At 53.8% G+C, this 25,760-nt stretch carries 17 protein-coding genes; 6 read left to right on the top strand and 11 right to left on the bottom strand.

The features are described from left to right. The first annotated feature begins 46 nt into the window (after positions 1 to 46). From ABJ205_RS08750 to ABJ205_RS08740, 3 genes are all read left to right on the top strand, one after another. The gene (locus tag ABJ205_RS08750; protein ID WP_348158078.1) at positions 47 to 2,431 is read left to right on the top strand and encodes a glycoside hydrolase family 3 N-terminal domain-containing protein; all 2,385 of its coding nucleotides are present in this window, start codon (positions 47 to 49) and stop codon (positions 2,429 to 2,431) included. A 42-nt stretch (positions 2,432 to 2,473) separates the two neighbouring features. Further along, entirely contained in the window at positions 2,474 to 4,057 is a 1,584-nt protein-coding gene (locus ABJ205_RS08745) for a sodium/sugar symporter (protein WP_348510047.1), read from the top strand. A 224-nt stretch (positions 4,058 to 4,281) separates the two neighbouring features. Next, positions 4,282 to 4,854: a Crp/Fnr family transcriptional regulator gene (locus ABJ205_RS08740; protein ID WP_348159324.1), complete on the top strand. Its 573-nt coding sequence runs from the start codon at positions 4,282 to 4,284 to the stop codon at positions 4,852 to 4,854. A gap of 6 nt (positions 4,855 to 4,860) precedes the next feature. Here ABJ205_RS08740 and ABJ205_RS08735 read toward each other — a convergent pair whose 3' ends face one another. From ABJ205_RS08735 to ABJ205_RS08695, 9 genes are all read right to left on the bottom strand, one after another. Next, on the bottom strand, positions 4,861 to 6,342 hold the full coding sequence (locus ABJ205_RS08735; protein ID WP_348159322.1) for a tetratricopeptide repeat-containing protein: 1,482 nt from the start codon (positions 6,340 to 6,342) through the stop codon (positions 4,861 to 4,863). A 9-nt stretch (positions 6,343 to 6,351) separates the two neighbouring features. Then, positions 6,352 to 7,236: a hypothetical protein gene (locus tag ABJ205_RS08730; protein WP_348159320.1), complete on the bottom strand. Its 885-nt coding sequence runs from the start codon at positions 7,234 to 7,236 to the stop codon at positions 6,352 to 6,354. Further along, positions 7,226 to 8,806, bottom strand: a complete 1,581-nt coding sequence (locus ABJ205_RS08725) for a toll/interleukin-1 receptor domain-containing protein (protein WP_348159318.1) — start codon at positions 8,804 to 8,806, stop codon at positions 7,226 to 7,228. The genes ABJ205_RS08730 and ABJ205_RS08725 overlap by 11 nt, the downstream gene beginning before the upstream one ends. A gap of 142 nt (positions 8,807 to 8,948) precedes the next feature. Beyond that, on the bottom strand, positions 8,949 to 9,350 hold the full coding sequence (locus tag ABJ205_RS08720) for a hypothetical protein (protein WP_348159316.1): 402 nt from the start codon (positions 9,348 to 9,350) through the stop codon (positions 8,949 to 8,951). A gap of 21 nt (positions 9,351 to 9,371) precedes the next feature. Continuing rightward, complete coding sequence (locus tag ABJ205_RS08715) at positions 9,372 to 12,179, bottom strand: hypothetical protein (RefSeq protein ID WP_348159314.1); 2,808 nt, start codon at positions 12,177 to 12,179, stop codon at positions 9,372 to 9,374. Between the two features lie 549 nt (positions 12,180 to 12,728). Further along, the gene (locus ABJ205_RS08710; protein WP_348159313.1) at positions 12,729 to 13,544 is read right to left on the bottom strand and encodes a hypothetical protein; all 816 of its coding nucleotides are present in this window, start codon (positions 13,542 to 13,544) and stop codon (positions 12,729 to 12,731) included. A 247-nt stretch (positions 13,545 to 13,791) separates the two neighbouring features. Beyond that, entirely contained in the window at positions 13,792 to 15,006 is a 1,215-nt protein-coding gene (locus ABJ205_RS08705; RefSeq protein WP_348510046.1) for a serine hydrolase, read from the bottom strand. Between the two features lie 66 nt (positions 15,007 to 15,072). Then, complete coding sequence (locus ABJ205_RS08700; RefSeq protein WP_348159309.1) at positions 15,073 to 15,978, bottom strand: hypothetical protein; 906 nt, start codon at positions 15,976 to 15,978, stop codon at positions 15,073 to 15,075. Between the two features lie 200 nt (positions 15,979 to 16,178). Continuing rightward, positions 16,179 to 17,018 (bottom strand): alpha/beta hydrolase-fold protein, encoded by an 840-nt coding sequence (locus ABJ205_RS08695; RefSeq protein WP_348159307.1) that lies wholly within the window; start codon positions 17,016 to 17,018, stop codon positions 16,179 to 16,181. A gap of 209 nt (positions 17,019 to 17,227) precedes the next feature. On the opposite strand from ABJ205_RS08695, the gene ABJ205_RS08690 reads away from it, so the two are divergent. Together ABJ205_RS08690 and ABJ205_RS08685 are read left to right on the top strand one after the other, a co-directional pair. Beyond that, the gene (locus ABJ205_RS08690; RefSeq protein ID WP_348159305.1) at positions 17,228 to 17,950 is read left to right on the top strand and encodes a response regulator; all 723 of its coding nucleotides are present in this window, start codon (positions 17,228 to 17,230) and stop codon (positions 17,948 to 17,950) included. Then, positions 17,947 to 19,359 carry an ATP-binding protein gene (locus tag ABJ205_RS08685; RefSeq protein WP_348159303.1) on the top strand — a complete coding sequence of 471 codons (1,413 nt, stop codon included), beginning with the start codon at positions 17,947 to 17,949 and terminating at the stop codon, positions 19,357 to 19,359. Before ABJ205_RS08690 ends, ABJ205_RS08685 begins: the two co-directional genes overlap by 4 nt. A 245-nt stretch (positions 19,360 to 19,604) precedes the next feature. On the opposite strand, the gene ABJ205_RS08680 is transcribed toward ABJ205_RS08685, so the two are convergent. Then, complete coding sequence (locus tag ABJ205_RS08680; RefSeq protein WP_348159301.1) at positions 19,605 to 23,135, bottom strand: autotransporter domain-containing protein; 3,531 nt, start codon at positions 23,133 to 23,135, stop codon at positions 19,605 to 19,607. Between the two features lie 255 nt (positions 23,136 to 23,390). Further along, positions 23,391 to 24,305, bottom strand: coding sequence for a LysR substrate-binding domain-containing protein (locus tag ABJ205_RS08675; RefSeq protein WP_348159299.1), 915 nt, complete (start codon positions 24,303 to 24,305; stop codon positions 23,391 to 23,393). A 402-nt stretch (positions 24,306 to 24,707) separates the two neighbouring features. On the opposite strand from ABJ205_RS08675, the gene ABJ205_RS08670 reads away from it, so the two are divergent. Further along, positions 24,708 to 25,745, top strand: a complete 1,038-nt coding sequence (locus ABJ205_RS08670; protein ID WP_348159297.1) for an acylglycerol kinase family protein — start codon at positions 24,708 to 24,710, stop codon at positions 25,743 to 25,745. Positions 25,746 to 25,760: the final 15 nt, after the last annotated feature.

Below are 25,760 nucleotides of genomic sequence, written 5' to 3'. Positions count from 1 at the left end.
CGCGTCAATTGGCCCTATCATCCCACGTTAAGAATGAGACTGCACGATGAGACAACTCGCCATAGCCCTAGCTTGTGGGACCATGCTGACCGGTTGCACGGCAAGCCTTTCGGATTCGCAAGAGCCCGTCTTCTCGGCATCCTCAACAGCCATTCCAGCGGACACCGGCGAAGCACAAATCGCTGACCTCCTTTCGCGCATGAGCGTTGAGCGCAAGGTGGCTCAGCTGATCATGCCAGACATTTCGACGATCACACCCGATGATGTCGAGACCTACCGCTTTGGCACTGTCTTGAATGGCGGAAACTCGGGTCCTAACGGCAATGACTTTGCCCCCGCGCCCGAATGGCTCGAGTTGGCCGATGCGTATTGGGATGCCTCGGTTAAACCGCTTGAGAATGGAGAGCCTGCTATCCCGGTTCTTTGGGGCACGGATGCGGTCCATGGGCACTCGAACATAATTGGTGCGACTGTGTTCCCACACAATATTGGGCTTGGCGCGACACGTGATCCTGACTTGATCCGTATGATCGGCGCAGCAACAGCAACCGAAATCGAAGTCACCGGGATCGACTGGACCTTTGCGCCTACCGTTGCGGTGGCCCGGGATGACCGCTGGGGCCGTACATACGAAAGCTACTCAGAAGATCCTGATCTGGTTTCGCAAATGGGTGTGGCAATGGTCGAGGGGTTGCAAGGTATACCCGGTGCTGATGATTTCCTTGGTCAAGGTAGAGTGGCTTCAACCGCGAAACACTTCTTCGGCGATGGCGGCACGGAGCAGGGCGTCGACCAAGGTGATGTGAACGGCGATTTGCAAGACCTTATGGCGGTTCACGCTAGGCCCTATCCTCCGGTAATCGAAGCTGGCGTCGCATCGATTATGGCAAGTTTTAACTCGATCAACGGTCGTAAGATGCATGGGAATGGCCCACTTCTCACCGGCGAACTTCGTGACAGGCTGGGCTTTGACGGACTGGTAATTGGGGATTGGAATGGCCACGGGCAGGTTGCAGGCTGTACGAATTCGAACTGCCCCCAAGCGCTTTTGGCTGGGCTCGATGTCTACATGGTGCCTGAAGAGTGGAAAGCGCTGTACGAGAACACGCTTGCCCAAGTGCGAGACGGGACAGTCCCGATGGCTCGGCTCGATGAAGCGGTAACGCGTGTGCTGCGGATGAAGCAGCAGCTTGGCATGTTCGATTCCCCGAAGCGTCCCTCTGAGCGGGTGAATGCGGGCCGCTGGGACAAGCTGGGATTTGCCCCGCACCGCGCGGTGGCACGCGAGGCGGTCGCTAAGTCGCTGGTGCTGCTTAAAAATGAAGGCGTTCTGCCTTTGCGCGAAGGGGCCAACATTCTTGTTGCGGGAAGCGCTGCTAATAACATCCCTCAACAAGCAGGTGGTTGGTCGGTTACATGGCAGGGCGGCGGAGACCTCACCGCTGAACACTTTCCCGGTGCAACTTCCATTTTCGCGGGAATCGCAGCGCAAGCCGAAGCCGCCGGAGGCAGAGCGACGCTCTCAGCCGAGGGCGCCATGCCCGAGGGTTCCATTGACGTGGCCATAGTAGTGTTCGGCGAACAGCCATACGCTGAGTTCGTAGGAGACCGCAAAGACACCGTCTTCCGCGATGAAGAAGGCCTAGAGCTGCTTAAAAAGTTCAAAGCTGAAGGCGTCCCAACCGTTGCCGTGTTCTTGTCAGGTCGCCCTTTGTGGATGAACCGCGAACTCAATGCTGCCAACGCTTTTGTCGCAGCTTGGCTCCCGGGGAGCGAAGGCGCTGGTGTCGCAGATGTTCTCTTCGGGCAGCGTCAAGCAACTGGCAGACTTTCTTTCAGCTGGCCTGCCACATGCGAGGGTAATCCGCTCAATTCTTCAGATGGTGCGCTTTACCCCCTCGGATTTGGCCTCTCCTTTGAAAGCGCAGAGCAGTTTGCCGCACTGAGCGAGGAATGCGGTGCGCTTGATGCGGGCAATGGCTCGGCTTGGTTCACTGCAGGGCGCCTAGGCGCTTTCATTCAGGCGGTGGCGGACAATGCAGTGCTGGGTGACCTTCGCGGCACTGGAAATGGAATCACTGCGACAGGGCTTGATCGCAACGCACAGGAAGATGCACGGAAAATACGTTTTCAACCCGGAGCAACACTAACTCTAAGCGGACCGGATAGTACGGCAGGCTGGCGTATCGCCTACAAGGTAGACACACGCCCAGACGGCGCTGTTACCGTCACTGCAGGCGGCGAGACCTTCGATCTCTCACAATCGATGCTCGTTGCAGAAGGCAAAGGATGGCGCGAAATGGTGCTAACCGAGCAGTGTCTGGGAAAAACAGGAAGCAAACTGTCCTTCACCTCTACAGGCGAATTCACACTCGACATTAGCCAGATCACGCGTGAACAACGTGAAGGGGAAACCCAGTGCTCGTTTTAAGCTGAGCACTGACAAACAAAATATGAAACGGGGAGAGCGCAGGTGACGTTGGAGACAATCGATATTGTGATTATTGCAGGCTATGCGATTGCATTGCTCGGTATCGCATTGCTTGTGAGCAGGGAGCCTGCGGGCCGCGAGAAAGACACCGAGGATTACTTTCTCGCTGGCCGCGCATTACCTTGGTGGGCCATTGGTGCCTCGCTTATTGCCTCCAACATTTCCGCTGAACAAATCATCGGGCAATCGGGTCAAGGCTTTGCAGTTGGCGTCGCGATTGCGGCCTATGAATGGCAGGCAGCGATTGTTCTAATCTTTGTTGCCAAGTTCTTCCTGCCAATCTTCCTTAAGCGCAAAATCTACACCATGCCGCAGTTTCTGGAGCAGCGGTATGGCGACGGGGTAAAGAACCTGATGAGCGTCTTCTGGATCGCTCTCTATACAGCTGTGAACCTGACCACCGTTCTGTGGCTTGGAGGGCTTGCAGTGCAATCACTCACCGGTTGGGGGATCATGTACTGCATGATGGCATTGGCTGGATTTGCTGCGCTCTATTCGCTCTATGGCGGTCTTAAAGCGGTTGCGCTGACCGACATTATCCAAGTGGTCATTCTCGTGCTTGGCGGCCTTGCGATCACATGGTTTGCATTGGACGCCCTGCCCGCTGATGGCGCTGTCGCTGGCTTCAGCTATCTCATGGGTGAGATGCCGGGTCACTTCGAGATGATCCTTGAGCCTGAGCATCCTGCCTATAACGACTTGCCCGGTATCTGGACGTTGTTGGGTGGCCTTTGGGTGCTGCATTTCAGTTATTGGGGTTTCAACCAGTATATCATCCAGCGTGCTCTGGGTGCAGAGAACCTTGGTGAAGCGCAAAAAGGGCTCGCTTTTGCTGCCTTCCTCAAGATTCTGGTGCCGTTCATCGTGGTGGTGCCCGGCATTGCTGCAGTCATCCTCGCTCAGCAGGGCGTGCTTGACGGAACGGCGCTGGCTGAGAAATCGGACCGGACTTATGGCGAACTGATGGCATTTGCGCCTGCAGGGCTTCGCGGGCTTGTCTTTGCGGCGCTCATCGCAGCAGTGGTCTCCTCGCTTGCCTCGATGATGAACTCGATCTCGACGATCTTCACCATGGACCTGTACAAGGCGGCACGCCCTAACAAACCCGACCGGCACTATGTAACTGTGGGCCGGATTGCAGCGTTTAGCGCCATGGCTATAGCGCTCGTTCTTGCCCGCCCATTCATCGGCGGGTTTGAGAGCGGTTTCCAAACGGTTCAGGAATACACAGGCTTCGTTGCGCCGGGTATTGTGGTGGTTTTCCTTCTCGGTTTCTTCGACAAGAAGACAAACGCAGCAGGCGCGCTTACCGCTCTGGTTGGCTCACTTTTGGTCAACATCGCGTTGAAGTTCGGCATGCCCGATGTGCCCTTCATCATCCGCATCTGGTACGTCTTCCTTGGCGCATTGGTGGCAGCAGCAGTGGTGTCCCGCATGACCGCCGCACCAGCGGAAGAGCGCACGGTGAAACTCTCCGACATCGCTTTTGCGACCAGCACACTGTTCAACACTCTTGCCGCGATCACGATGGCCATGTTGGTGGGGCTCTACGTCTGGCTTTGGTGATCAAGCTGGCAGATTGCCTCCAAGCAAACGATCCAGTCCAAACAATGCCAGAGTCGATTTCCATTCTCATCCACTAGAATCTGGCTCGCTATCGTATAATGTAGAACGCTCGCAGACAGGAATAACTCGGGGCGGGCGAAAAATTGGACTTTGTCGAGAAAGCACAGACTCTCTCCTTTTTCTTGGGGTGCGGCGAGAAATCCGCCTCTGCCCTTGCAAGTTCTATGCATGCTGTGAAATTTAAACCTCGGGCGTTTCTTGCGCATCAGGGTGAGGAGTGTTCGAAATTCTGGCTGATCTTGGATGGAACTGTCCAGTTTAGAGCGATCTCTTTTGAGGGGCAGAACACCGTGATCTCATCATTTGGGCCCGGAGAACTCATCGGTGCTTATTCTTGCCCAAAGGCGTTCAATTTTGACATTTGTGTATTGAGTCCGATGACCGCCCTGGAGGTATCGGCCACAACATTGTCAGAGCTTGTTACGGGACACAGCGATATTGGCGCGGGACTTTCGCGTATCTACGCAGGTCAGTTAGACGTCGTTCTCGATCGCTTTTCATCCAGAGTTTCGCTCTCGGCAGTTGGGCGTTTTTACAAAGAGCTCTTGCGTGCCACAGAGGGCAGAGACACCGTTTCTCCGCCTCCAGTGATTGCCTCTTTGGCCTTGATTGCACAAACCACGCGTGAAACGGGCTCACGGGCTCTTGGTAACCTTGAGCGGCGTGGGATAGTTGAGCGGGGTCACGACTACCTCAAGATTGTCTCGAGAGGGATGCTCGAAGATTTGGTGGTCTAACCCATATCATTCCATCGCTGACCAGATAGACGCATGCCCCGAATAGGTTTGAATTTCGCCCAGTTCCTCAATTCGCAAGGAAGGGCGTAACACTTTGGCGATCATCGCAGACTGAAGGCCCATCTTGAGGTGGGCAGCATGCTCGGCACGTGCAAATCGCGCCATGCGATCACTTAGGCTTTCCCAGACTGCACGCCCATTGGGATGGCCAAGATGAAGCGAGACGGAGGTCTGAGCCTGGGCCGCAATTGCGACAGCTGCATCAAGCGCATCGTGCAGACTTCCTTGGTACAACCGTCCATCAGCCGTTTCCACGGCTTTGAGTTTTTGTGCTTGAGGGATGCCCAAAATCGCCTCTGCCTCTTTAACAGAAACTAGACCCTTAAGCATCGTCAACGATGCTGTGCCGTGCTGCGTTGCCTCGCTTGCATTGGTGAAGGACGGCTTGGCTCCAAAGCGAGGCATGCTCTGCGTGTTCAAGAATTCAACCCTAAGCGGAGCTTGCTCATTGCGCCGAGAAACAACGATCGAATGTGCTCGGCTCCTGAGCGCTTCCGATCGGCGTAGGCTTTGACCTACCGTGACCAGCTGGACGATCTCATTAGTGATGTTCTCGGGTATAGGCGGATGCGCCAAAACCAGAGGCAAAACTTCGATCTGTACCGCTTTTGCGAGCACGCTGCGAAAGCGGTGTTCCCATTGGTCAGCGCGCGGGGCGAACACAGAGCTGCAAATAGCTTCTGGATCGCGCGCAAAGACCAGCGATAATTCCGCCCCGCTTTCCAGCAGGCGCTCCGCAAAAAGCAGGTCAGGCACATCGCGAATAGTGCCAAATCCATAGCCAGGCGTGAGTTCATCCAGGCTTTGTTCGATCACCCTGGTCATCTGGTCTGCTGAAAAATCGTTATCAATGTCCGAAACGAAGTTGACGCTGCAAGGTACGCGGAACGGTTCAAGCCAGCTTGGCTCTTCGCCCTGCGCTTCAAGAATGCGGTCAAACTGACCCAGTGTTGCGGCCTGATCTTCATGCGCGAACGGCAGTTTTTTGTAGGCAAGGGCAAGGGCGGCGGTCGCTTGATCCACCTGCCTTAAAAGGAGATGCGCCTCTGCCCGCGTTGCCTCGCGCCAATAGGCGGTTTCACCCTCATTGGGATCATTTTCAATCAGCGTCAGAACCCGGCTCGCAATGCGTCCGGCCCGCGCATCGTCCCCGGCAAAACAGGCAAGCGCAGCGGCATTGATCAGCGGATAGCTGTCTTCCCCCAAAGCATTAGCGGCCATGTAGGCATCGGATGCCTGCGAATAGAGCCGGCTGCGCTCATCCCCTTCGGCCCTGCGCGCAAGATCTTTTAGAAGGCGCCCCTTGAGGGTGAGGACCTTGGGATCACCCTCAAGGGGCGCCAGCCCAGAAGACTGAAACAACGCCCAAGCCCGCACCGGATTACCGGCACGCGCAAGGGAGAGGATGGTTTGATGGGTTGGGTGCATTGGGTGGCCTCAGCCGCCTCCATAGCCACCCGGGTGGCGAATGTCCGGGTCAATGATTATCGGAATGTGGTACTTGGGCTTGTCCTCGCTCTTCTTGGACTTTGGTCCAATAAGGTCCAAATGTATGTTGAATGCCTTGGGGGAATTCACCACAGCCTGATCTGGAGTGCCACCCCCACTGTTTTGCTTGGGCTGGGGGTCTCTTGGATCAACGATAAAGTAGGCAAATTTGCAATCATCGTTCTTGTCCTCTTCATTCTTGATCTGGTTCACTGCGGTGAACGTGCGTTGTCCAGAACCTTTTGTGAAGACTCCAGCCTCGAGGAAGGCACTTTCGTACTCCTTACTGGTGGAGATTGCAGCTCCGCTTCTGTTGAATTGTATATTGGCATCTTTGGCCAATGAGATCATGACCAACTGAGGAACCTTCGCTTTGATAGAAAGGTGCGTTTCCTTTCGTCTCCGAGGCCTTCTGATGCGGTTCGTTGAGGTGATTCTCTCATCCTCCCGGTTCTGCTCGAAGGCCTCCTTCAAGATTCTTTTCACATTCCTTTTGCTTGTGGGTTTAACGGAGAAATCTACCCGCTTCTGCGTGTACTTGAGTCTCCATCCTCGGGCAGTCATGAATAACTCAAGTTGTAGCCAAACCGCTCGCTTAATGTGCTTCAAATTTTGGGAGTTCACTAATTCTCCTGGGACCTTAAAGCCTTCGAACTTCCCTAGTTCCTCTCGCATTTGCCCATACTCATAAAGCCGTTCATTTAGAAGGTGAGCTATCTCCGCTAACTTGCTCGGCTCGAGATCTGGTTCCGCCAGCAATCCGAAAGTTTCATCCGAAATGCGGTCCGGTGCTTCCGGCAATGACAAAGGTGAAAACCCAAATCTACTTGACATAATTACCCCCTAGTTCCGTGATCTTCTCGAGTTGCGACTTCCAGTCTCCGTTCTCCGGGTCGGAAGCAGATAGTGCTTGGGAAACCGGCAATGCTTGTTGCAGTCGCTTTCTGGCTTCTTCTGCAAGTCCTAATTCTCTCTCGTTTTGCGCAAGCGATATTTGAGCGGACAACCAGAGGTACTGCCAGTCCTTGTTTTCTGGTTCTCGCTCGCGCAGTTCTTGTGCCAGCAGCTCGCCTTTGAGGCGCTCGCGCCTGGCTTCAATTAGGCTGCCGGTGCGTACGAGAGCGTCAGCCAACCAAGCATAGCGATTAGCAATATTGACGATATGCCCTGCGTTGTTGGGTTCACGTCGTCTTGCCTCCTGAAACAATTTCAAGGATTCTGTGCACCGTTCTCGAGCAAGCTGCATGTCCCCATCGCGCTTTAGCTCGAGTGTGCACAAATTGCCTTCGGCATATCCGGTTTCAACGAGGGCAGTTAAGTCCGTCTCATCTTGACGATACATTTGAGCGCTCAATTCACGGTAGGCCTGAAAGAACGTCTCCGTGCTATCCCAATCCCCTGAATCATAGGCATGATTGCCCAGCCAGAAGTTGCTCTGAGCGTGGTCAAAAATGCGTTTGGGATCGCTCGGGTTTTCTCTCAATCCGGCCTCGGTCCCTCGAAATGCTTCCGCGAAAATTTCTCCTGCCTTGAAATGATCTCCGCCAATTGTTGTGAGCTCATCCTCGCCAATCGCGTGAAGGACTCTTGCCCTCTGAGACAGAGTCTCGGGAGACAATGCTCCTAAGTCTTCTTGTGCCTGATAATACGCCAAGGCGCGTTCATTCGCTTTGCGCATCACGTCCAGCCGGCCCACACCGCGCAGCTCCGTGCGCAGATCACCGACCAGATAGCCAACGAACTCCTCAGCCTGCCCTTGTTGGAATTGCGCTTCATTGCGCGCTTGGATTGCGACGAATGCCATGGCCATCATGCATAAGGCGAAGAATCCAACCACACCCGTGACCGCCATCACGCGGGTCGTTTGCCTTTGGCTATCGCGTTGAACCAGCGCGTCCAACGGAACCCCAACGATCCCAGCGACCAGCTTGAGAAAGCCTAGCTTCCACCCGTCACCTTCTTTGCGAAGGTCCGCGGCAAGAGGTTCCATGCCTCCCTCAGTCAGCGCCAAAGGGAAGGCCTCACCGGGTTCGCCTTCGACCAAAGCTGCTAAGATTGGGCGGTCGGGATGGAAGTTGCGAAAGTATTGGATTTCGCGCTCAACCCAATGCGAGCCCTTGGCGTTGGGGGAGCACACCACCAACAGCACTTCGGACTGCACCAAAGCGTCTTTCACCGTGCTTGAAAGGTCTTGGGCAACCGAAAGGTACTCGCGATCTCTGAAAATCTTGCCGAGCCCATGTGAGAGCGCATTTTGCGCAGAGATTTCGCCTAGCCCTTTGGGCAGGCGATAGGCTTCAAGTTGAGAGTGCAATTTGCGAACCAGCCGTGCATCGGCATGGCTGTAGCTAATAAAAGCTCTGAAACTTGATTGCGCCCCGTTTTCTTTGTCGTCTTCTTCCATAAGACTTTACTGCACCCCCCGGTCAGATGCGAGGAATGCAGTAAAATCACATTTTACATAATGAGCAACTAAAAAGTCTTCAGTTGCGTGAAGTTAGGTGGTTAAACTCCTTGGACACTGCGCTCGTTGCCGTGTCATTCGGTTAGCCAAGCTCCTTGCGAACACCGGCTACTGTAAGTTTTTCATCAGACTGGCCAAGCGCTGTAAAGCGAGGGAGGTCGCAGGCATCGAAGGCTGCCATTGCCTCTTCATCTCGCGCAAAACTCCTTTTGAGCGCGGAATTGAATGCTCGCTCCTGGATCAATCTTTTGGCTGCGGCCGTGCATCCAGATGCCGGAATTGCTGCCGCAACGCGCGACGAGAAATCAAAGTCTTGGACGACAACCGGTGCCCAATATTCGTCACCTTCCTGACGTTGAAATCTCACTCGCCCCGGTATGATTGTCGAGTGGGTATACGGTGAGAATTCAACGGGGCTTGGCCCATTATCAGCTTCGATCCAGCCAGCTCCGCCCGGCAATGATGCGTTTCCTCCTTCAAACATATCTCTTATCCTTTTCGTGAGTTACTTTTTGGGAGTATTCACTTGAACTTGAACGGTTTTTACCGCTTCCTTTGGCCCTCCCTTTTTCCCATCCTTGTAGAAGATCAGCGATTGCTCACCTGAGAGGCCGCGGGCTTGGGTCTCTTTGAGGCGCAAGTTCATCACGGTTTTCCCTTCGCGACTTTCGATCGTGAGCTCTTCTGCACCACCGAGTTTCACGCTGGTGATCTTGTCGAGATTGGTTCCCTCAACACGAAATGGAACGCTGTTGGATACGGTGAAGCTTGGAGGATTCACCGATGTTATGGTGATCGCATTTGGATCGGCCTTTGGCTTTTCCTTTTCACATTCACGCTTTGCTTGGAGTCGGATCTGTGCAGAATCTGATCCTGTCGGTGTAAAGATTGAGATCGTTTGTTTGCCGCCAGTCTCGTGCCCGAGGGTCTTTCCGGCCGGCAATGTCACAAATATTCCGCCCATGTCCGGGGCCAGTGTAATCGCGTCTGAGCCGATTTGCTTGCCAAGGAAAAGCGCTGCGGTGGCGCGCCATAGACTATTGCCCTTAATGTGGATCGTAGTGGCTGAGCAGTAACTAAGCTTCTCATCGGAGAGATCTTCGATTTCCACGGCGCGGGTGAATGCTTGACCAAAGTGGGTCAGTCGTTGAGTCAGGGCATCATAGTCTGCTGCATTGATAGCACGGCGAACTGTGAAAGATCTTCCATTTTCAAGGGTGCCGCTTTGTTGTCCTGGACTTGTCTCTTCGAGCTTGGGCATCCGCCCATTCGTGATGCTTTGGGTACTTGGAGCCCAGCGAGTGATCACATCGAGCGCGATCCTTGGCCACCAACCGGGGACTGAGACATCAGCACTAAGATCATATGTGGCTAGAGACTGCTCAAGCTCCAGACGCCCACCTTTGGGGTGTACTGTCGCTTGTGGCCCAAGAACCCATCCAAATGTTCGAGAAGTGGATGACGCCTTTCGATCGATTTGAGTCAATGAATAGCCGACAACTGCCGGAGCACGTTCAATCGTGGCGGCTTTGCCATTGGCCTGCCGGACAAAATTTGCCCCCAGATTCCCACCAATTCCCGAGCCCGGTTTTGACGCTGCGATTGATAGCGCAAGACCTAGACTGTTGGCGCTGCGAGCGAAAGTGGAAATGCGCTGCACTTGCTCGCGCGGGGCGACGTCATAGACTGATACACTTTCGTGCGGACTGTTGAGAATGCTGTTGAAGGTGCCCGGAACATCAAAAACTGGTGCATCTTCTTTGAAACTTGCAATTGCCGTTGCTTGCCTGTTGCCACAGTTTTCGCGCGTAAATGCGCGTTGCTCAAAACTTGCGAGCAGGAAAGAGGATTGGCGATATTGCTGTTGAACCCTAGGCCAGACTTCGCTGCTATTGGCGGGTAGCAACAATCCGTTGGAGCGAAGAACTAGTTTTGCTTTTCGATCCAGTTCGATCAAGACGGAGCCACCAGCGACCTTTGCCTGTGCGGTCCTAATGGCATTCAATAGCTTTTCTTCTTCGGAATTTGGGTCACCTTCGGGGAGGTTGTCCTGTAGCACCAATCGTTCGTCTGCGTCGCAACCTTTGACAAGACTGGTGACCGTCTCCCTATTTTGAATGCGGGCTCGATGCCTTTGGAAAATGCGCTGCGAGACTTCGGGATCCTGTTGAAGATTGAAGGGCACAAGGTAATCCGAAAGCGGAGAAAACGCTCCCTCCCCGAGGACCCTTCCTGAGAACGCAGGAGTGGCAAACAGAAGAGTGCCACAATGCTCAGGATCGGATTGTTGGCCACCCGGAAGCCTCAATCCAAAGCACTTGTCGACCGCCGCTTCTGTCTTGGGGTAATCGTACTCGACAAGCTCATAGTTCCCGAGAGTTGCTGCAGCCAAGAGCGCGGGGTTCGGCTTGAATGCGCCGCCCTCAAAAACGTTCATGCGATCATTGATGTGTGAGAGCCATCCGGCATAAACCCCTTGGCGCTCGGCCTTGCTAAATTCGGGCTGGCTGAGTTTCACCTGCACCACGCCGGGAACATTTGGCTCTTCATGCCCCGGCAATGTCGTCGCCTGAAAATTCAGTCGCAGAAGCGCGTTACCATCGAGGTCATGCTGTTCGTCCAAGCTTGCTGCATTGCGTGCTGTCTTCAGGATATCGCGGTAGGCTTGGCGGTCGCGGAATTCGTCGATGGGGTTGACCGACGCGTTGGCAAGTTGGGGTTGGTTCACTGTTGCACCAAGGCGCGCTGTCAATGAATCGATGGTGCTCTTCAGAGTCGTAAAGGCGTCCGCAGCCGCCTCAGCAGTTACCCCAGGATTGGCGACCAGATCGGAGGTGCCGAGTTGGCCCAAATTCTCATTTGCGGGTGCCGTCTGATCCGCAAAGTTAGCGCGAACCAATTCGGCATCACGGCGCAATTGGTCGAGCTCCAGCTGAAGCCGCATGACATTGATCTGTTGTCTGAGATCGTTGGTTTCCTCATTGCGAGTGAAAGTTTGACCGGCCGCCGGATCGAATTTGAGACCCAACCCTGCGGAGAAGGCCGTGATCACTTCGATTTCTCGGATGATCTCTGGTTTGATCTCAATCGTCTTGCTCTTTTCAAGCAGGTCATCGAGCCATTTGCGCTCGTCGCGGCGCTCATTGATCAAGGCCTCGCGCCGATAGATCTTCGGATCGGAGACTGTGATGGTGCCGGCTGCTGGGGTTGCGTCCCATTTGATGTCAGTGGTCGCTGTGCCGAACGGTGTCGAGCATGCCGCGAGAGACATTGCGGACGCGGATAGGAGCAAGAGCTGAGTTTTGCGAAACATGAAAAGGCCTCCCTGTTGGTCTTCTCATGTAAAATGGTGTCACATCGGGTTTGGGGCGCGTGACGGGGGTCACGCATCTAAATTTAGGTGTGCAGAATTCTTCATGGGCAAAGCCGAAAGTTGCGCCCCACGCTTCTTTCAATCCACAAACATCATGTTCTGACTTCAACCTTCCTTCGGGATGGAAGCTCAGCGATGAAGAAATCGCCGATTCTCTTTGGAGTGCTCTTCTTCAGCTGCAATCAGGTCTTTCATCGCCGCGACCTCAATAGGTGCTCCCTGCGATTTTCGAGATTACTTCTCGCAGAGTGCCATTTGGGCTTTGCGGGCGCGATGGCGTCTTCGAGTAGGTACCGGCCTGGGCTCTCAAAATAACGGCACGCAACGGCGCGTCGTTCCAATTGATTGGGGCGCACATCTAACCGCTGATGCAACGGGTCGGCAGTAAACAAAGCCTCATCCTTGTTCGGCATTCCGATTCTTGCTTTGATTTGAGGTGATTGGCGGACTTTTCCAGTCGGGTGCGAGGTTATCGGCCTTTCGCTCGCCCTAGTTTACCACCGGCCTTAGATTGTCGATGACCTGCGTACTGACCCAGTAGATATCGGCATCTCCTGCGCCTCCTAATTCATCCTTTCCAAAGAAGAGGAATTTTCCGTCGGGGGAGATGGTTGGAGCCCTCTCACTAGCAGTTGAATTGATATCGGTGCCTAGATTGATCGGTCGATCCCATGTGCCGTCAATTGCTCTAAATGAAACATAGATATCATTATCGTTTCTATCTTGGTCTTCCTGATTTCTCGCATTCATCACGATGTAATCCAGAGATGGCGCCATGAAAGCGTGAACGCCGAACTCTAGCCCAACGGGCTCAAATTCCGCAAAGCCATTGGCTTCATCAGAGGCACGGTAATTTTGAAAGCTAGATAGATTGAAATAATAGAGGTCGCCGTTCGTAGACTGGTTGGGAAAGAAAACTTGACCCTCGTTGATTGGTGAATCCAACATCTTGGCGCTACCCCAACTGCCGTTAAGGCGATCAGCGTACCAAATCTTATTGTATGTCAGGTCTGAGCTAATTGCTGCGAAATAAAGTCGTTTCCCATCTGGTGTCACCGACGGATGCATTTGTTCCTCAATCTGCCCGCCCGTTAGGTCAAGTGTTTCGACCGGAGTCCATTGGTCTTCTTCGAATTTCGAGAAGTAGATATGAGCTTCTCCATCCTTGTTGTTGGCGTTGAAATAGACCTCGCCGAGCGTGGGTAAGAACGAGACCGCACCTTCGTGCCGTCCAAGTTGGGATACAACACCGGGTGCGAAGACCTCTGGGACTAGGCCGGGCGGCTCTTGCCCAAAATAAGGCACGAAAGAGTCTCGGCTACTGGGCTGGTCAGGGCTGCAACCACTCAAGGTTGCAGCGGTAGTTATGACCAAGATTGACGGAAAGATCGGTCTCGTCACTCTCTTATCCTCCGGTTTCGCTCCGCTGTTTGATTTGTCCTGCTGTGCCTTGGTTCTGGCAGCCTCACAACTCAAAGCTGCCGCCCGGCCTAGTGGCTAAAATTCGGTCGCATCATGCCGAACGCGGAAGCGGTTGCTGGACCTTCTCACCTTATTCAGCAAACGCTGGTATGACGGTATTTGATATTTGGGTCATGATTTTATCATCCCCGTCATGCCCAGTGATCACAATGGTTAGTTCAAGCTCGTCCACTATGATCACGCGTTGTCCGCCGCCGCCCCAAGCAAAGGTAGCGTCATAGCTTTTTTCGCCAACTTCGATCGGTGTTTGATAGTAAAAATAGCCGTAGCGATAGCTGTCGGGCATCCAGTCTTCTTCGGCCGGCTTAACAAGCCTGCTTGTGGCCTTGGCGAGATAGTCTGCATGCACAAACTGTTCACCGTTCCATTCGCCCTCGTTGAGGACCACACTGCCCCAGCTGAGCATGTCGCGGGATGTCATGCTCACCATCCAACCAGCCTGAGGCAGGCCGCTGATATGTGTGCTCCAACTGTAATTTGTGATACCCAGTTTGCCCAAGACTTCATTCTTAATGAATTCCTCTGCGGTGCCGGGAACCACAGCATCAATGACGGCCATCACCAATATTGGATTAAAATTTCCGTATAGATAGGTCTGAGTTTCTTCGGTTATAGGTCCCGTGTGCTCAAGAAGGGCTTGGACCAGGCCCTGACCCTGTAACTGAGCAGGGTTTTCTTGGAGCTCCTCCCACTTTTCCTCACTGACGCTGAGCCCCCCATGCATGGTCAATGCCTTGTGGAGTGTAATTTTGTCCGCGCCTTCAGCAAGGTTCGTTCGGTCCAAGTCAGGCAGGAAATCAATCAGGGGTCTGTCCAAATCTGTCATGGTCAGATGGCCAAGCTGGATCGCACGCCCCAAAATCAAGCTAGTATGGGCCTTAGTAGCTGAAGCTTGTGGGTGCGCTAAATTGATACGACCACGCAGATAGTAGCTTTCAAACAAAAGTTTACCTTTGTGGGCAATGAGCAGACTGTCGTAATTTCCGTGCTGACCGTTGGCGATCTCTCGGGCCAACATGACAATCCCATCCTTGCTACCGCCATCAACGCCCAATTCGCCCACCAAGACACCATCGTTTCTGTCCGCTGGCGCTGTATCGATAAAGGCGTTCTCGAGAAGAGGGATATCTCTGAATGAGAGCTCAGCCTGAGAGGCCGTAGCCTCGGGTGCGAGATCCTTGCTTTCCTCGGCAGCTACTGCACCAGCGCTGCTTAATAGAACGGCGCTGAGCAATGCCTTAAACTTAGTACTGATGATCACTTCAAACTCCTGGAATGGTTGCAATTGGTTGCTATGCGCTGGCTTTATTGCGCGAAGGGCTTTGGCGACGGGAATGATGCTATGACCTTCTTATCGGGGTTGTGTTTTAGGTCTGAGTGTCTCGATAACTTCTGCACTCACCCAGTAAATGTCGACATCAATGTAATCGTCCGTTCTGGATATCGTTCGATCAAACATCAGGAATTTCCCATCAGGCGTCACGCTGCCATAGAAATCATCTTTGTCTGAATTCACGGTAGGCCCCATGTTGATGGCGGCTCCCCAAGCTCCATCAGCTTGCCGGAAACTAATGTAGAGATCCGACTCACCGTATCCGCCCTCACGTTCACTGTCCCATATCAGGTAGCTTTCGTCCGGCGCGATGAAGGGGTGCGCGGTGAAGTCTCCACTATTGATGTGTTCGGGCAAATTAAGCGGCTCTTGCCGCTCGCCATCCACCACCCTCGACATGCGGATGCTAGCGCTTCGAAAGTCGTCGAACACGTATGTTTCGGCCGTTGATGCCGTTAGCCGCATGATGCCCCAATCTTCACGCTCGAACATCGGGCCGAGACCTTTGACATCTGACCAGCCTGAAGCAGTGCGCTCTCGACGCCCCTTGGCCAAATGCATTGTCTGACCATCAGCTGTTATGAAAGGCTCACCTGTGCGCGGCATTTCGACAAACTTGTGCCAGCGATTATCATCTAATCGGTACCCGATTATTGTCGGTTTGAATTCTGAGATTTTAGGGCGCTCGTGCTTGCCGCTATTGGTTACATAGTAGAACTCATTCATTCCCGGTGCGAACACCGCTTGTAGTTCCCAGCCTTCTGTTGAAATGACGCCCGGCGCAAAGACTTCGGCCGTTTCGCCTGGGGGTTCTTGCCCCATATAGGGCCCCTCAAGAGCAAGGATGCTTTCTTGAGCGTAACTGCCACTGTTTGTCATCAGCACAGCAGCCAACGGAGTCAGGAAAATGTATTTGAGTTTCATGGTTTCTCCTAATCCGGGTTTCGAAAGGTTGGATTTTCCCTGACCTAACCAAAGGTTTGGTAGCCCCGAAAAACACCATGGAAGTTGAAATGCAGGAAGGTCATTCGCTTTGCTCTTGCGACAACCATTAGACGCGGCAGATTGCGGTTTCGGGAAAGGCCGTGCCATCATTCATATTTGGATGGCCCGGCAACGCTTCTCTATTCTGCTTCTGGGCTAGCGGCAAAATATAGCTCTAGCGCTATGGCCATGGATATTGCGCTATTGCTCGTGTGATTAGCGCTGTCATGGATCTCATGGACCAATTTCACTTCGTCAGGCAGGTGTTGTCTGAGCAGGGCCGCTAGGCGGTAATAAGACGGCAGCAATTCCGCGTCTGACAACGGGCCTGGCGATCCGTCTCCGCCAGAACTGAGATAGATGAGGTCCGGATAGTCTTGATCCTGTGTTAAAGCCTCTTCCAGCGCTTCAAAAGTCTTGCCGCTCCATTCTCCGAACGCAGGACTAGTTATGAAATAAGCATCAAACAGACCTGGCGATTGGCTTAGTGTGTATGCTAAATATTGCCCGGCCCATGAATGCCCTGCAAAGACCTTATTGTCATTGGTTTTGAACTGACTGTTCACAAAAGGAATGAGTTCGTTTTCAATATAAGACAACAGGTTGCGGCCGTTGCCAAATATCTGCTCACCATCACGTTCAACGCTATAATAATGCGGAAGAAAGTCTGGTCCGCGATTGACGTTTTCAAGGCCAACCACGATCACTTCGGGCATTAAGTCACCCCAATGGTAAAAGCTGGCTATCTCCGCTGTCATCTTATCTGCCGCACCTGCATCCAGCATATAAATGACCGCGTAGCGTTCGTCGCTGTTTGGATCATAATTCTTCGGCAAATGAACAACAATTTCTCGAGTATCCTGCGTGCTTTCAGACTGGATGCTGAGCGTTTGTTGTGCGGAGATTGGGGAGACGGCTGAAATTGCGAATATCAAGCAAAACAGCGCTGTTTTCAGGTTGAATACGCACATTTTTTGCATGGTCGTCCTCTTCACTCTTATCAAATATGTGTGCTTGCGGCGCCTTCTGTGCCCGTATCACCATGGCTATGCGTTGAGTGCTGCCGGGCCAATGCCGACATTGTCTCAGGGTTTCTTGAAATTCGTTTTTGCGACATTTGGATACAAAAAATTCTTCAAGTGACGGAGCGTTGGAGTAAGACCATCGTCAAATATAAATTCTGATACCTATGACCAAAGCGCAAAGCCCCCATATCCTTATCATCGATGACGAGCGCGACATCAGGCGTCCGCTTGCAAAATATCTCAGTGAGAACGGGTATCGGGTTAGCAACGCCGAGAATGGCCGCGAAATGGACAAAATCATGTCCAAGGCAAACATTGACCTAATCGTACTTGACGTAATGATGCCGGGTGAAGACGGGTTTTCCATCTGCAAACGGCTGCAGGCAACCACTCGCATACCGATAATTCTGTTGACTGCGTTGAAGGATGACACCGATCGAATTGTGGGCCTTGAATTGGGCGCCGATGATTACGTTGCAAAGCCATTCAATCCGAGAGAACTTCTGGCGCGCATAAAAACAGTGCTGCGGCGCACGCTGATGCTGCCACCGCGTTCTGAACGTCTCAACGGTGCAGTGAGGTTTGATCGTTGGCATTTCGATCTTTCCCAAAAACAGATTGTCGGACCGCGCGATCTGGTGGTGCCGCTAAGTTCCGGAGAACATGCCCTCCTTTTGGCTCTTATTGAGCATGCAGGCACTGCCTTGACGAGGGATCAGCTTATGGACCTGACGCGCGGTGTCAGCGCACCTGTGTTTGATCGCCGGATTGACAATCAAATCAGTCGATTGAGGCGAAAGCTGGAAGAAGACACTAAAAATCCAACGATAATTCAGACAAAATGGGGCGGCGGTTATGTGTTCGCAGCGGAGCTTGCCTGGTCGTGAAGGAGCAACGATCTCGCTTTTCATTGGGCACAGCTGAGAACCAGATTCTGGTAATTCTTGTGTCGGCTTTTGTAGTCCTATTGGTTGCGTCGACTGTCTATCAGGTCAGCCAAAACCGAACCGCTGAAGAATGGGCGCAAAGCGAATATACGGGAAAAACGGTCGCGTTCAGGCTGCTGAGCTTGGACCGCATGAGACCCGAAGAAATGCAGGGGTTTGTCGATGCAAACTCGTCCTGCGATGAAGGTTTCACCGTTACTGAAGAACCCTATGCAGCTCCATCCAACACACAGGACGCGAATGACATTCGGCGTTCCATCGCGGCGAACCTTGAAAAGATGTCGGGTTTGATATCCCTTAACAAGTCGATGGCTGATATCTTGGTTGCGAGGGCCACCTTTACTGAACGCGATTTTGCTTTCGCTAAGTGCGAAGCAGATGAGATCGAATTTCCAATCGATGGCATTGTGATCAGTATCCAGCTCGAAACAGGGGAATGGTTCAACCTCAGCGTTACTGAGCGAAGATTTGAGTTCGGCGGCGAGTCAATCTTCTCTGCCATACGGATTGATTTCTTCTTCCTTTTGGTCGGCATAATCGCACTCTTCTTCGTGCTCCGTTTGACGCGTCCCCTCTCTCGTTTGACACAAGCAGTGTCGAGATTTGGCACCAATCTTGAGGTGGAAGACGTTGAAGAAAGCGGACCTGTAGACATCAGGAAGGCCATTAGAAGGTTCAACACAATGCAGCGCGAAGTGCGCGACGAAATGAAACGGCGCACACAAATGCTTGCATCAGTGGGCCACGATATCCGTACGCCGCTCACTGCCTTGCGGGTAAAGGCCGAGCTTATTGAAAACGAAGAAGCGCGCGAAGACATTATCGCTGGCATTGAAAAGATGGAACGAATCACTGCTTCTGCGCTTGATTTTGTCCGCGGAGAATCGAGATCTGAACCAAAGCAGCATGTCGACCTGCGAGCGCTCATTGAAAGTGAGTGCAGTGAGTTTGAGGAACTCGGTTATCAGGTTAGCTTCACAGGCGAAAGTGACGTGCATTACGACTGTCGTCCCATCGCTCTTGCTCGTGCGATTAGGAACCTGATTGATAATTCGGTGAAATATGCCGGAAGTGCAGATGTAGAACTGGTTAAAGGTGATGAATGGATCGAAATCTGGGTCCTAGATAGCGGACCTGGTATTCCAGATGATCAGAAAAATAGGGTTCTTGATCCATTCACTCGGCTTTCAGATGCTCGAGAAAGTGAAAAGGGAGGTCTTGGTCTCGGCCTTGCAATAACGAAGGCTATTGTCGACGGTCACGATGGAGTTTTAAAGTTGGAGCCCAATCAGCAAAAGGGTTTAAAAGCCGCCATTCAGTTGCCTTTCAACCAATACCGCGCTGGATGACTTTGCTGCTTGCTCGCAAAGAAGTTGCACCGCCTTGCCGCAGTTCAAGCTGAAATCCAAAGACGTGGAGTGCCAAATCCATGGTCTTTCCGCTAAGCAAACAAACGCGCAAGACGCCCGCTTTCAGATGTGAAAGTGAGCGCCTCGCAGAGATCAGAACAAAAAGAAGAGAACCAGCCGATCAAGGGTCTGAATGGTGGCGACTGGCTCTCTCCCAGTTGTCAGCCGTTGCAGAGGCTGATCCTTTAAAACGCAAACCGAACCCGAAGACCGCCCGAGTGCGCTTCATATCCAGAAGCGAAGCGTCCGCTATACTGAGCTCCGACCGAGATATTGCCTTCACTGACAAAGTCCGCGCCAACGCTTAGGTCAAAGCGCGAAGCAGAGGCTTCGTCCGCGACGAGAATGAAGCTATCCGCTCCTGCGTTGAACGAAGCCGCGATGGCCAGCGGGTCGCTGCTGAAGTCGTAGGCGTAGTCGACGCTGGCATAAGGGAGGAAGCCGCGCTCCGCGTTCGACGCCACCCGGACGCCAACACGGCCTTCGAGGAATTCGGCGCCCTCTTGATCGAGAGTGAGGCCAAGACCACCGTTTTCAGTGAAAGTGTCACGTGAAAGGTCGGCGTAGCGAAGACCAAGGGTTGGGGTGATCGCTATGTCATCGCCGCCAAGGTCATAGCCTGCGTTGAGACTTGCAAAGACGCCGTCTACGTCGCTGTCTGAAGTGACCAGTGACCCAAGCGCTGTACGTGTTTCGTCAACAGAACTGGTGGAGTAACCAATTTCCGCGTTGACGAATGCCTTATCGAGATCGAAGCCAGCGTATGCGCCGAATTGGAAGGCATCCACTTCGCTGCCAGATAGGGAGGCGCCGTCTGCATCCACGTCGATGTCGGAGTAGCCCGCAAAGACACCCACAACCGTGTTCTCACCCACGCGTCCATCAAGACCAAGTGTGAAGCCGGTAGCGTCAGCATCGTAGCCACGTGTGCTGAGGCTTTCTGCATCGGCGTCGACATCACGGTAGAAGGCTTCGCCCCACAGGCCGATCCCTTCGCCGCTCAGACGGTCTTGAACCAGAGCGCTTGCGAAACGTTGAGTTTCGAAGATCTCGCGGGTCACACCGGTGTTGATCGCTGGCAGCAGATCGAGAGCGGCTGCTTCAAACTCGCTTGCGGAAGACAGGCCGTTGATCACATCGAACACAGTCGCATCCAAGCGGCCCGCAGCCGCCGCAGATGTGATCGCCGAACCGAAGCTGTTGATGTTGCCATCAGCAGACACCGCGCCAAGGTCAGTTGCCGAAACAGCGACCGCGACAGAGCCAAGCACCACTTCATAATTGATGAGGAAATCGTCCTCGAGAACATTGATGGTTGCACCCTCATTGGTGAAGGTGCCTGTTTCGGTAAGGACGTCGATCGTGCTTCCCAGATCAGCTTGACCCACACCAGTAGTCGCGATTGTAATCACGCTTCCGTCAGCCAAAGTGGTGTCACCTTCAACAGCGAGGCTGTCAGCGCCGAGATCGAAGCTGAGCGTACCGTTGTTGGTAAGGCTTCCATTGAGGGTGCGAGCGCCCACGATAGCGGTGGTGCTATCTGCCGAAGTCGTCACCGCGACATTGTTCAGGATGTCGCCCTGAATGGAGTTACCTGTGCCGGTGATTGTCAGAGTGTCTTCGAAGGCCGTCGTGCCTACGAAGTTGCCAATCAGCGTACCGCCATCATTGGTGAAGTTCACCGCTGACAATGCGTTCCCAGCAAAGAAGGCGTTCACCCCGCCAGAGAGAGTTCCGGAGTTGGTGAAGCTTGCCCCAGTGTGATCGCCAGCACCGAGGTAGATACCGTGGTTGCCGCCCGAGATCGTGCCAGAGTTGTCAATCTCACCTTGGAAATTCACGCCGTTAACCACACGAAGGCCTGCGGTGGTGCTTTGAGTGCTCTCAGAGTTGATCGTACCCGAGTTGGCAATCACCGCATCCGTAACCCCGGCGTTGCCAACATTACCGATGCGCACACCATCACCAGCGCCGTTTTCAACGGCTGACGCTTGACCGCGGCCCTGAATGGTGCCGGTGTTGGTCAGTGTGAAGGAGTTCGCACCGTCAACGGCGCTTCCGATCTCTGCGCCAAAGCCAGAGCCTTGGTTGCCTTCACCAGCATCAACAGTGCCAGCATTGTTGAAGGTGAAGGCATCAGCACCTCCGTCTGCATAGACAGTGCCGTTGCGCTGGTCGCCTGTACCCAAGATCGAACCCGAGTTGTTCACCGTAAGGCCAACACCGTCGATGTTGAGTGCGCGGCTTCCCGACGAGATTACGCCAGAGTTGTTGACGATGGCTCCTGAGAAATCACCACCGCCAGCAGGCGTCGGGTTGCCGAAGTAGAGGCCGTTTTGGACACCGGTGATGGTGCCGGAGTTCTCAAGCACACCTTGGAAGCTGACGCCATTGACGAAGCGGATACCGCCTGCCGTGCCGTTTGCGGCTTCTGAAGCGATGGTGCCCGAGTTGGTGATGTTACCAACGAATAGACCATCAGTCGTCGCATCCAGCATTCCGCCAACACGGGTGCGTTCGAAACGAAGCCCGTCACCTGCGGTCGCCGCACCAGCGGAAGCGTCACCGCGACCTTGGATAGTGCCCGCGTTGACGATGTCGAACGCGTTGCCGCCAGTCTCAGCCGAAGACAGCTCAACCGAGAAGCCAGCGCCTTCGTTGCCTTCGCCCGCATCAATCACACCGGTCTCGGTGTTGTTGAGGGTGAAGCCTTGCGCGGTGCTGTCGGCGTAAACCGTACCGTTGCGCTGGTTACCCGTACCCAGGATCGAACCCGAGTTGTTCACGACAAGGCCGGTGCCGTCGATGTTAAGTGCGCGGCTGTCTGAGCTTATTGTACCAGCATTGTTGACCACGCCCCCGGTGTGATCGGCGTCATTACCGAAATAGAGGCCATTTTGTGCTCCAGAAATCACGCCATCTGCTTCGTTGGTCAGTGTGCCTTGGAAACCAATGCGGTTGGCGAAGCGGATGCCTGCAACCGTGCCTTGCGTACTTTCTGAATTGATCAGGCCGCTGTTAGTGACGTCGCCTTCATAGATGTATTCAGGGGCGAGGCCGGGGCCAAAGAAACGAATGCCGTCGCCTGCTGTACCGCCACTAGGAGCCGCTTGCCCGCGACCTTGGATGGTACCAGCGTTGGTGACCACGCCGCCGCGCGGGGCTCCGCCGCCGCCGACTTCAATAGCAATCCCGGCGCCATCATTGCCCACGCCAGCATCGATTGAGCCGGTGGCCGAATTGTTAATGGCGATATTGTTGCTGGTGCGGTTTGCGTAAACAGTGCCGTTGCGCTGATCGCCAGTGCCAAGGATGACGCCGTCATTGTTGAGCGCTGCATCGTTGCCGTCAAAGTTCACCGCGCGGCTATCCGCTTCGATCCGGCCCGTCACTGTGTTGTTGATGGTTGCGCCGGTCGTGGCTTGGTCAACTTGAACTGTTTGCGTAATGCCTGTTGTCGCAAGTGTGCCCGCATTATCAACGGTCCCATCGTTATTTGCGATCACGACAACAGGTGCATCTTGAACAACGCTTGTGACACCAGCTGCTGCAGAGATGGTCTCGCCCTCTGCTACAGTGGTTACAGTCGCGTTGTCGCCATCATTGATGACCGTTTGAGCGTTGGCTGCTGCTGTTGAGAGCAATGCGACAGAGGATGAAGTTAGAAATAGACGGCCTGATGTGCGGACCGCCTTCCGAGAAATAGGGGATTTCATTGTGCTGACTTTCCTTCCCAAAAATTGGAAGAAGACGAGCGAAAGGGTCTATGGGGTCGCCCGTCTTCCAAGGCCAGCAAATATGGTGCGATTTTGGCGTTGTATAATACAAGGTGTCAATGGGCATCATAGGCAATGCCTATCCACTAAACCACTGAAACAAGGAAATAAAATGGAAGGAAGCGCGCCCAGCCGGCTTGCAGTGGCAAGCCGGCTGGGCGTATAAAACATCTGTTATGAAATTGAGTTCGAGAGTTAGCCTAAAACGGTTACATTGGGCGGTAGATTTGTTCGGATATACTCGCAAAGTGTCATCAGAATATGTTCTCGTGGACAGCCTTTGCGTGATACGAAGCCGATCTCTCGCCCATAAGCTGCATCGTCAATCGTAACAAACCTCATAGCAGGGTTCGCGCATTCCAAAATTGGCTGGGCCAACATCGGAACCAAAGTGCAGCCAACTCCTCGCGATAGGAAATGGGAAATCGTCAAAAAATTGGTTGCAAGCAATTGGTCAGGGACATCAATCCCAATGTTCTTGCCGTTGCAAAGCGCAACGGTTTCTGCGCGAAGACAATGCTCCTTTGTCAGAAGCAACATCTCTTCAATTGGAATATCGCAAGCAGAGATGGCCGATGTATTGGCCAGTCTATGATCTTTTGCGACCATCAGCAGAAGGGGCTCCTTAAAGACCGGAGTGAAGCGATAGCCCGCTGGCGTTTCTGGGTAGCTCATTACGGCAATATCGATGGTGCGGTCATCCAGTTCCGACCACAAGACATCGGTCGGCTGTTCGCGGTATATGACATTCAAATCAGGTGCGACCTTGCGAATTGTTGAAGCCATATAGGGAAGCGCGAAGGGGGCCAGCGTTGGGATCATGCCTATGCGAAGCGGGGCTGCCATGGGGTCATGATATTCAGCCGCCGTGTCTGCAATGCGTTTGGCAGAACGAAGAACCTCGCGCGCCGTTGCAACAATGCGTGTTCCAGCATCGGTCGTGACCACGCCGGCATTGGTCCTTGCAAAGAGTTCGACTCCAAGCCGTTCTTCGAGTTTTTTCACCTGCGCAGAAAGCGACGGTTGGCTCACATGGCATGCGTCCGCAGCCTTGCCGAAGTTGCGATAGCGATCAATTGCCGCGACATATTCGAGATCTCGAAGGTTCATCCGGGTTTCCTCTCGCGGAGGAGTACGAGCGGTAAGCTGCGCCGGTTACACCGGCGGCCCAAGTGCCCTGAACAGGCATACAGCCAACACATAAACTCACAACAAGGGCAATGGAGGGTCGGGATCGATATCCAAGAGATCAATCAGTGGCACTTCACTTCTCAAGAGTTTCGCGCGCGGCAATTCGCAAGCGTTGGGATGAGCGAGCGCTTGTAAATGGCGGCATCGTTGTTTCGCAGGAGTCCAATTTTGGAACGACCAAAACTCAGGTCTCTGCTACACCCTCGGATGCCGGATATTAGGTCGCGCCGCTTCTCTGCCAAGCTGGCTACGACAACAATTAGGCCTCCGGCTTGCAACGCGGGAGTGGCATTGTCCCGCGCAAGCACCTATAGAATGCCTATGGCATCACGCATTCACCAGTTTTCAAAGCTTCCTCAAGGAGCAGCGCCGGTCACCGACCGGTCGGAAACTGGACCAATACGCGCGGCGGGCGATGCGCCGCGTGTTGGTGTCATCTATAACCCGCGTAGCCACGGAAATAAGGGCGCTGACTTTGACTGCGGCATTTCGCCTCAAGTCTATATCGCTAAGCCGGGCGATCGCTCACAATTGCCCGAGGCATTGGTTGAGTTTGCAGCGCAAGGCATTGACTTGCTTGTCATAAATGGGGGCGATGGCACCGTTCGCGATGTGCTTACCAGCGGGGCGTCGATCTTTGGCGACAAATGGCCTGCGATCGCGGTGCTGCCCAAGGGCAAGACCAATGCACTGACCGTTGACCTCGGCGTTCCTTCCGGGTGGTCCTTGCAACAGGCGATTGATGCGTTTGATGGCGGCAGCCGGGTGCGCCGCCGCCCGATTGAGATCACCCCGATTGGCGGAAGCCCTGATGCGCGAGCTTTAGGTTTTTTTCTCGGCGCTGGCGCATTTACGACCGCAACGACTGCTGGGCAAAAAGCGCATAAGATTGGCGCATTCAATTCGATGGCTGTGGCTGTCGCGACCCTTTTGGGGGTTTCACAATGGTTGTTCGCCTCGCGTGAAAACGCTTGGAGGCGAGGTTCAAAAGTGACGATTGGGCTGGGCGTCAAAGACGTGCCGATGGAGCATTCAGGCGTTGGCGATCCCGAATTTCGTCAGCTTGTTTTGGCCTCAACGCTTGAAAAACTTCCCGCAGGCATGAAGCCATTTGGCAAGCTGCGCGAAGGATTGAAGCTTGCGGCCACTGACCAGATTTCGCGCTGGTCAGCGCTTATCTTGTTCAGAATGATCCGCGGCCAAACTCCTGAAGGCATTCGGGAAAGAGGTTTCCATCAGCTCAGCACGCCGCAGTTTTCGTTGAAGATCGAGGATTCCTTTATCCTCGATGGTGAGGCATTCCCCCCCGGTGAGTATCTTATCGGTCAGGGGCCTGAGCTTGAATTTATAGCGCCCTAAGGCGCTCCTCTTAGC

The organism is Erythrobacter sp. (assembly GCF_039988855.1).
GTDB lineage: Bacteria > Pseudomonadota > Alphaproteobacteria > Sphingomonadales > Sphingomonadaceae > Erythrobacter.
The sequence above is the reverse complement of the archived record's forward strand: the minus strand, read 5'-3'. Positions and strand labels throughout refer to the sequence as shown.